The sequence below is a fragment of the Escherichia sp. AM3 genome, from assembly GCF_032029835.1.
In the GTDB taxonomy this organism is placed as follows: domain Bacteria; phylum Pseudomonadota; class Gammaproteobacteria; order Enterobacterales; family Enterobacteriaceae; genus Escherichia; species Escherichia coli.
The window spans coordinates 1-5,421 of record NZ_JAVUPQ010000116.1 but is presented as its reverse complement, the minus strand read 5'-3'; the positions used below and the strand labels follow the sequence as shown (position 1 = coordinate 5,421).

The following is a 5,421-nucleotide window of genomic DNA, read 5'->3' as shown; positions in this document are numbered from 1 at the left end:
ATGGTTCACAGATCATGATGATATTAACTCAGGCGAAATTGGCTTTGATAAAAACATAAGATTTTTATCATTTTCTAATGAAATTATGGAAGAGATATCACATTTCTATATCAATATGAGAATTACGGCGGTGAGTTTATCAAACTGAAGAGAGATAGCCTGCCCCTTTATCTTATTTCTGATACTTAGCAGCAAATAAATAACGCGATAAAAAAAGCCAAACGTTTTCGTATTTTACAAACAACCAGAAGCTGGCATCAATTTGTGATCAACCCCACACATTATCCGTCAAATTAGTCTTTTGCAGCCGCGCGGATAATTCTGGCACACTTATTGTTAGTCCCAGGTATAGCTGTGAAAACACCAATCACTTTGGCAAGTCACAGTGAAATAAACCACTTTGCCAGTCATTCCACTACCGGGACTTTATGATGAAAACTGTTAATGAGCTGATTAAGGATATCAATTCGCTGACCTCTCACCTTCACGAGAAAGATTTTTTGTTAACGTGGGAACAGACGCCAGATGAACTGAAACAAGTACTGGACGTTGCCGCAGCATTAAAAGCACTGCGTGCTGAAAACATCTCAACCAAAGTCTTTAATAGTGGATTAGGTATTTCCGTATTCCGCGACAACTCCACCCGTACCCGCTTCTCTTATGCTTCCGCGCTTAACCTGCTCGGCCTTGCACAACAAGATCTCGACGAAGGCAAATCACAAATCGCTCACGGCGAAACCGTGCGTGAAACCGCCAATATGATCTCCTTCTGCGCCGACGCTATTGGTATTCGCGACGATATGTATCTGGGCGCAGGCAACGCCTATATGCGTGAAGTTGGCGCTGCACTTGATGACGGTTACAAGCAGGGTGTACTGCCACAGCGTCCGGCTTTAGTGAACCTGCAATGCGATATTGACCACCCGACTCAGTCAATGGCTGACCTCGCGTGGTTACGTGAACACTTTGGTTCACTGGAAAACCTGAAAGGTAAAAAAATCGCCATGACCTGGGCCTACTCTCCAAGCTATGGCAAACCGCTCTCTGTACCACAAGGCATCATCGGTCTGATGACTCGCTTCGGTATGGATGTCACCCTGGCCCATCCGGAAGGCTACGACCTGATCCCGGATGTGGTTGAAGTGGCGAAAAACAATGCTAAAGCCTCCGGTGGTAGCTTCCGTCAGGTCACCAGCATGGAAGAAGCCTTCAAAGACGCAGACATCGTTTATCCGAAGTCATGGGCACCTTACAAAGTGATGGAAGAGCGTACTGAATTGCTGCGTGCGAACGATCACGAAGGCTTAAAAGCACTGGAAAAACAGTGTCTGGCACAGAACGCGCAACACAAAGACTGGCATTGTACTGAAGAGATGATGGAACTGACCCGTGATGGCGAAGCCCTGTACATGCACTGCCTGCCAGCTGATATCAGCGGCGTATCCTGTAAAGAAGGTGAAGTGACTGAAGGCGTATTCGAAAAATACCGTATCGCTACCTACAAAGAAGCCAGCTGGAAGCCTTATATCATCGCCGCGATGATCCTGTCCCGTAAATACGCCAAACCAGGTGCACTGCTCGAGCAACTGCTGAAAGAAGCGCAAGAACGCGTGAAATAACCCCTCGGGCCGATCAGCTGGTCGGCCCTCTATTTCCAGAGGCCAAAAGGATAGGATATGTCCGTTTTCTCATTGAAGATTGATATCGCCGATAACAAATTTTTCAACGGCGAAACATCACCGCTCTTTTCGCAAAGCCAGGCCAAACTGGCGCGCCAGTTCCACCAGAAAATAGCTGGTTATCGCCCAACACCGCTTTGTGCGCTGGACGATCTCGCAAACCTTTTTGGTGTGAAGAAAATTCTCGTCAAAGACGAATCAAAACGATTCGGTCTGAACGCCTTCAAAATGCTTGGCGGTGCGTACGCCATCGCTCAATTATTGTGTGAAAAATATCATCTTGATATCGAAACGCTGTCATTTGAGCACCTGAAAAATGCCATCGGCGAAAAAATGACTTTCGCGACCACCACCGACGGCAACCACGGGCGCGGTGTGGCGTGGGCAGCACAGCAACTCGGACAGAATGCGGTGATTTACATGCCGAAAGGTTCTGCTCAGGAACGCGTTGACGCCATTCTGAACCTCGGTGCCGAGTGCATCGTCACGGATATGAACTATGACGATACCGTTCGCCTGACCATGCAACACGCGCAGCAGCACGGCTGGGAAGTGGTACAGGACACGGCATGGGAAGGTTACACCAAAATCCCAACCTGGATCATGCAAGGCTACGCAACCCTGGCAGATGAAGCCGTCGAGCAAATGCGTGAAATGGGCGTAACCCCGACGCACGTTCTGCTGCAAGCCGGTGTCGGAGCAATGGCCGGTGGTGTGCTGGGTTATCTGGTCGACGTCTATAGCCCGCAAAATCTGCACAGCATTATTGTTGAACCTGACAAAGCTGACTGTATTTATCGCTCCGGCGTCAAAGGCGACATCGTCAACGTTGGCGGTGATATGGCCACCATCATGGCAGGCCTGGCCTGTGGCGAACCTAACCCGCTGGGCTGGGAAATCCTACGTAACTGCGCCACCCAATTCATCTCCTGCCAGGACAGCGTTGCCGCATTAGGTATGCGCGTGCTGGGTAATCCGTACGGCAACGACCCGCGCATCATCTCCGGTGAATCCGGCGCTGTCGGTTTGGGCGTTCTCGCAGCGGTTCATTATCACCCGCAACGTCAAAGCCTGATGGAAAAACTGGCGCTGAACAAAGATGCCGTGGTGCTGGTTATCAGCACTGAAGGCGACACCGACGTGAAGCACTACCGCGAAGTTGTCTGGGAAGGCAAACACGCTGTAGCACCTTAATCACCCTATTGGAACTGCTCCCTGCAAAACGGGGAGTAAAAAATCTGGAGAAAAATAATGGCTAAGAATATTCCATTCAAACTGATTCTTGAAAAAGCAAAAGATTACCAGGCGGATATGACTCGCTTCCTGCGCGACATGGTTGCTATTCCCATTGAACGCTGCGACTAGAAACGCGTAGTACATCGTATTAAAGAAGAGATGGAAAAAGTCGGCTTCGATAAAGTTGAAATCGACCCGATGGGCAACGTTCTCGGTTATATCGGCCACGGCCCGCGTCTGGTGGCAATGGACGCTCATATCGATACCGTCGGCATTGGCAACATCAAAAACTGGGACTTCGATCCGTACGAAGGCATGGAAACTGATGAACTGATTGGTGGTCGCGGTACTTCCGACCAGGAAGGTGGCATGGCCTCTATGGTTTATGCCGGTAAAATCATTAAAGACCTCGGTCTGGAAGATGAATATACCCTGCTGGTTACCGGTACGGTGCAGGAAGAAGACTGCGACGGTCTGTGCTGGCAGTACATTATTGAACAATCCGGCATTCGCCCGGAATTTGTGGTCAGTACCGAACCAACCGACTGCCAGGTATACCGTGGTCAGCGCGGTCGTATGGAAATTCGTATTGATGTTCAGGGTGTTAGCTGCCACGGTTCTGCACCAGAACGCGGTGATAACGCCATTTTCAAAATGGGTCCGATTCTTGGCGAATTACAAGAACTCTCCCAACGTCTGGGTTATGACGAATTCCTCGGCAAAGGCACCCTCACCATTTCTGAAATCTTCTTCACATCCCCAAGCCGTTGCGCTGTAGCAGACAGCTGCGCAGTTTCAATCGACCGTCGTCTGACCTGGGGCGAAACCTGGGAAGGCGCGCTGGACGAAATCCGCGCCCTGCCTGCAGTACAGAAAGCTAACGCGGTTGTTTCTATGTACAACTACGACCGTCCGTCCTGGACTGGCCTGGTTTACCCAACCGAATGCTACTTCCCGACCTGGAAAGTGGAAGAAGATCACTTCACCGTTAAAGCACTGGTGAATGCCTACGAAGGGCTGTTTGGCAAAGCGCCGGTTGTTGATAAGTGGACCTTCTCAACTAACGGCGTATCTATCATGGGCCGTCACGGCATTCCGGTGATCGGCTTTGGCCCGGGTAAAGAACCTGAAGCGCATGCACCTAACGAAAAAACCTGGAAATCTCACCTGGTGACCTGTGCCGCGATGTACGCTGCAATCCCGTTAAGCTGGCTGGCAACAGAGTAATTACTCTTCACTTATTCCCCTCCGGTTCGCCGGAGGGTTTTTGGAGTTTGCTATGCGCGTATTGATCAAAAACGGCACTGTCGTTAACGCAGATGGACAAGCCAAACAGGATTTGCTGATTGAAAGCGGGATTGTTCGCCAGTTGGGCAACAATATTTCGCCGCAGCTCCCGTATGAAGAAATTGATGCCACTGGCTGTTACGTTTTCCCTGGCGGCGTGGATGTCCATACGCATTTCAATATTGATGTCGGCATCGCGCGCAGTTGTGATGATTTTTTTACCGGTACCCGCGCAGCTGCGTGTGGCGGTACAACAACCATTATTGACCATATGGGATTTGGCCCAAACGGCTGTCGGTTACGCCATCAACTGGAGGTTTATCGTGGTTATGCCGCCCATAAAGCGGTCATCGATTACAGCTTTCACGGTGTGATCCAGCACATTAATCATGCAATCCTCGACGAAATCCCGATGATGGTCGAGGAAGGACTGAGCAGTTTTAAACTCTATTTAACCTATCAATACAAACTCAACGATGACGAGGTTTTGCAGGCATTACGCCGCTTGCATGAATCCGGCGCGCTGACCACCGTGCACCCGGAAAATGATGCGGCTATCGCCAGCAAGCGGGCGGAATTTATCGCCGCAGGGTTAACCGCGCCGCGCTATCATGCCTTGAGTCGCCCTCTGGAATGCGAAGCGGAAGCCATCGCCCGCATGATTAACCTGGCACAAATTGCCGGTAACGCCCCGCTCTATATCGTGCACCTGTCTAACGGCTTAGGTCTGGATTATCTGCGTCTTGCCCGTGCGAATCACCAGCCAGTCTGGGTTGAAACCTGCCCACAATATCTCCTGTTGGACGAACGCAGTTACGATACAGAAGATGGCATGAAGTTCATTCTTAGCCCACCGCTGCGTAACGTACGCGAGCAGGACAAACTGTGGTGTGGCATCAGCGATGGTGCGATTGACGTGGTGGCAACCGATCACTGCACCTTCTCGATGGCTCAACGCCTGCAAATTTCTAAAGGCGATTTCAGTCGCTGCCCAAATGGCTTACCCGGTGTGGAAAACCGCATGCAGTTACTGTTTTCCAGTGGCGTGATGACGGGACGTATAACACCGGAACGCTTTGTTGAATTAACCAGCGCAATGCCCGCCAGGTTGTTTGGCCTGTGGCCGCAAAAAGGATTATTAGCGCCCGGTTCCGACGGCGACGTGGTGATTATCGACCCACGTCAGAGCCAACAAATTCAGCATCGCCATCTCCACGAC

Annotated in this window: 3 protein-coding genes and 1 pseudogene; all 4 read left to right on the top strand. The window is 50.6% G+C overall.

Annotated elements, in window-relative coordinates:
• Window positions 1-431 precede the first annotated feature (431 nt).
• Window positions 432-1,619 carry a knotted carbamoyltransferase YgeW gene (gene ygeW, locus RTW80_RS22140; protein WP_000859787.1) on the top strand — a complete coding sequence of 396 codons (1,188 nt, stop codon included), beginning with the start codon at window positions 432-434 and terminating at the stop codon, window positions 1,617-1,619.
• Window positions 1,620-1,676: 57 nt separating this feature from the next.
• Entirely contained in the window at window positions 1,677-2,873 is a 1,197-nt protein-coding gene (gene dpaL / locus RTW80_RS22135) for a diaminopropionate ammonia-lyase (protein ID WP_000110493.1), read from the top strand.
• A 57-nt stretch (window positions 2,874-2,930) separates the two neighbouring features.
• Window positions 2,931-4,142, top strand: a pseudogene (locus RTW80_RS22130) (YgeY family selenium metabolism-linked hydrolase).
• Between the two features lie 52 nt (window positions 4,143-4,194).
• Window positions 4,195-5,421: D-phenylhydantoinase (gene hyuA, locus RTW80_RS22125; protein WP_312720194.1), on the top strand; the 1,227-nt coding region annotated here is incomplete at its 3' end.